The organism is Bacillus sp. 05T22, from assembly GCF_056396765.1.
The window spans coordinates 1-4,046 of sequence record NZ_JBFTMC010000196.1; the positions used below are offsets into that span (position 1 = coordinate 1).

At 37.2% G+C, this 4,046-nt stretch carries 2 protein-coding genes; both read left to right on the forward strand.

The features are described 5' to 3' along the window. The first annotated feature begins 147 nt into the window (after positions 1–147). Positions 148–1,410, forward strand: coding sequence for an MFS transporter (locus AC1DIT_RS27445; RefSeq protein WP_016131403.1), 1,263 nt, complete (start codon positions 148–150; stop codon positions 1,408–1,410). A 14-nt stretch (positions 1,411–1,424) separates the two neighbouring features. Beyond that, positions 1,425–4,046: non-ribosomal peptide synthetase (locus tag AC1DIT_RS27450; RefSeq protein WP_476998564.1), on the forward strand; the 2,622-nt coding region annotated here is incomplete at its 3' end.

Below are 4,046 nucleotides of genomic sequence, written 5' to 3' on the forward strand. Positions count from 1 at the left end.
AAAAAAGATAATGAACTTTATGATTAGTTGAAGTTTGAATTGTATTAAAGTTTAAATAAAAATATTTAGAGTGATTAATTATGTCCAATAAAGGGGTCCCATGTACGCAAAAACATCCGTTTTAGTAAACTTAAGGAGATCGTTTTTATGAAAACTACCGACTCAAAAAGTCTATGGGGAAATACAATTTATTTACAAGTTTTCTCTGCGTATTCACTGATTATGCTCGGAGTATTTATTGACATGTTAGCCATTATGACCATTGTTGGTTTTGAATGGAATGTAGACCCCACCATGATTGGATTGATTCCCGTTGCGTATGCACTTCCTGGAATTTTATTTAGTTCATGGGCAGGTGTGATTGCTGATCGCTTTAGAAAAATTCCAATTATGATGTTTAGTAATCTTATGGTTGGTCTATTAACAATTGTTCTTTTATTTGTCCAAAATATTCATTGGCTATTGTTAGCATTAATGATTCGATCCATTTTTACCGTTTTCTATTATCCTGCACAGCAAACACTAACACGACAAATTGTATCCCCTGATTTGCTTACCAAAGCGGTAAGTATCAACGGTATAGTTGAGCAAGGAACCAAGATAGTGGGTCCGCTTATAGGAGGAGTGTTATTGAGCTGGTTTCAGCCAGAGTTTTGTCTTGTAATAAGGGCAATATGTTGTTTACTAGCTGTTTTGGTTTTATTGCCCACAATAAGGTTTAAGGAATCTCTGTCAAGAGAACATATAGAAAAGCAACAGCAAAGTACTTGGACTGCTTGGTTACAAGGTTGGAGTTATGTATTATCCAATCGGATGATATTATCAACCATGATTTTCTTTACAATAGGTATGGCAGTATTACAATTAGTAGACTCGCAGTTCCCTACTTTATTTAAGAGTTTGTTCCCAAATGATAAGAGTAAAATGGGATATATCATTTCTATTATTGGTATTGGGGGAATACTTGGTGCATTCTTAACACAAAAAATAAAACATTTTCAATACGGTTGGGTAGTATGTGGAGGCATTGCATTAATGGGAATTGGCTTTGGTGGAATTAGTCTGATAAGTCTGACAAGTCCCGGTACATCCCTTATTTTTGGCTATCTGATTAGTTTTATCGCTGGTATTGGAAGTGGACTTATGCTTGTATCCAATCAAGTCATTCTGCAAATAGAATCTCATCAAGAACAGGTCGGAAGAGTGTTTGGAATTCAAAGCAGTTTAGCAAATGCAGTCCTCATCATTTCTCCAGCTATGAGCGGACCACTGGTTCATCTTTTCGGAGTAATTCAACTCTATCTTTATGTAGGTATTGGGCTCATCATCATTGGAGTAATTGGGGTTTCATTACAAAAATATTTTTGGGTTAAACATGAAAACGAACACATAAAAGTAACTAATCTTTGAAGGGAGATTTCTTTATGTCCAATGAGGAGCGTTATCTTTTAAGTCATCCACAGAGAAGAATATGGTATACAGAAGTTATTTATTCAGGTAAAGGTATATGTAATCTAAAATTCTTGTTCAAGATCCATCGAAAAATGGATTATTCATTATTAAATCGAGCCATGAATCGTGTTATTAGTGAAAACGATGGTTTGTGTATCAGGCTGAAAGAACATGGACATCAGGAACCTGAGCAATATTTTGTTAAACATCAAGAACGAGAATTTGACTTCTTTGATTTCAGTTCCGAGAGAGATTCAGATTTGCTGGAAAAATGGATTGAGCAGAAGGCGCAAGAGACGTTTACGTTATTTGATTCTGATTTATACTATTTCGCTTTAATAAAATTAAGCGATAATGAGTGTGCCGTCTTTGGCAATGTCCATCACATTATCATGGATGGTTTATCAATCCAAATTTTTACTAGTCAGATTGCTAAATATTATCATGAGTTTCATAGTGAGACAGATGTGAGCATACCTAGGAACTCATATGTTCAGTTTCTAGTCAATGAACAGACATACTTGAACAGCAGTCGTTTTCAAAAGGATCAAAACTTTTGGTTAGAGGAATTCAAAACACTTCCATCCGTGACGGGATTGAAACCCTGTAATGCTTACCAAGTTAGTACGAGAGCATCACGCGAGATGTTTGTATTATCTGAATATTTCAAGAAAAGCATAGAAGAATTTTCTGAAGGATACAAATATAGTATATATACTCTTTTTGTTGCTGCGCTTTCGTTGTCGATGTATCGATGGACCTCATCGCTTGATATTGCCCTAGGAATGGCTTATGGCAATCGTATGACTAAAATGGAGCGGGAATTAATTGGAATGATGGTGAGTACAGTTCCTCTAAGAATGGATATCGATCCTGAAGAAGAAGTACTCTCATTTATTGGTCGAGTGTCCAGAAAACAAAGTAAATCATTACGACATCAGAAATATCCATTTGATTTGTTATTAAAGCAGATTAATAAAGAGAATAACAGTAATGTTCGACTTTTTGGAACTACAATTGATTATAGAGATCGTGCTGAAAGTGGTGACTCTCTTTGGATTCCAAATCGTGAAGAGGTACAAGATTTTGCAGTACATATCGAAAATTTGACTGATATAGACTCTTTACAAGTACATGTTGATTATCGTGAAGAGCTATTTTCCAAAGAAGAGATAATTCGCTTTTTTAACACCATGCTAGCATTAATGGAAAACATATTTAAAAATCCGAAGCAGAAGGTTGCTGAGATCGAAATCATTTCAGAAGAAGATAAAAGAAAAAGTTTAGTAGAGTTCAACGATCCTAAGCTTGACTTTCCACCTCAAGCAACCATCCATGAGTTGTTTGAGCAGCAAGCGACGATTCATCCCAATGCCATTGCAGTTATTTATGAAAAGGAGAGGCTTACCTATAGGGAGCTTAATGAACGTGCGAATCAGTTAGCTCACTATCTACAGAAAAAAGGAGTAGGACCTGATTCATTGGTTGGACTTTGTGTTGAACGTTCTCTTGAAATGATTGTAGGTATTTTGGGGATTTTGAAGGCTGGTGGAGCTTATGTTCCACTTGATCCAACATATCCAGAACAGCGACTTCAGTATATTTTAGAGGATGCTAGCATTCAGTTAGTCGTAACGCAAGAGAGTTTAAAAGGATCGAAATGGTTACCAGAGAATATCAAATCGATTTGCCTTGATCGAGATCAAGTTGRGATTGAGAAAGAAAGTACTGCTTTACCGATTTCTGATGTAAGTCCTCAACATCTCGCTTATGTAATCTATACTTCAGGATCAACAGGGAATCCGAAGGGAGTGATGGTAGAGCATCACAATGTGATTCGTTTATTTAAATCAACGGAATGCTGGTATCAGTTTGGTGAAAAAGATACTTGGACGCTTTTCCATTCTTATGCATTTGATTTCTCAGTTTGGGAAATTTGGGGAGCAATGCTCTATGGTGGGAAATTGGTTGTTGTTCCTTACTGGATCAGTCGATCGCCCAAGGATTTCTATCAACTGTTAGTAGAGGAAGAGGTTACGGTTCTTAATCAGACACCTTCCGCATTTCGACAATTAATACAGGTGTGTGAACAAGAAGATGAGAATAAAAACTTGCATCTGCGCTATGTCATATTTGGTGGGGAAGCACTCGATCCTGCCAGCTTGCTACCGTGGTTTCAAAGGTATGGAGAGCAGAACCCGCAGTTAATCAATATGTATGGAATTACAGAAACTACCGTTCATGTTACGTATTATCCAATTACTCAAGATGATGTGCAGCATTCTTCAAGAAGTAATATAGGAAAGCGGATTCCAGATTTAGAAGTGTATGTGCTAGACGCTTGTCAACAGCCTGTGCCCATTGGCGTATCTGGTGAACTATATATTGGTGGAGCGGGACTCGCACGTGGGTATTTAAACAGACCTGAATTGACTGCAGAACGTTTCATTCCTCATCCATTTAGTAGTGATCCGGGAGCGCGATTATATCGGACAGGAGACTTAGCGAGATACTTGCCGGATGGAAATCTAGATTATCTTGGGCGGATTGATCACCAGGTGAAAATCCGTGGTTTCCGAATTGAGCTCGGGGAA

Excerpts from the sequence above, each read along its gene's own strand:
- AC1DIT_RS27445 (WP_016131403.1), top strand. The coding sequence starts at position 148 with ATGAAAACTACCGACTCAAAAAGTCTATGGGGAAATACAATTTATTTA.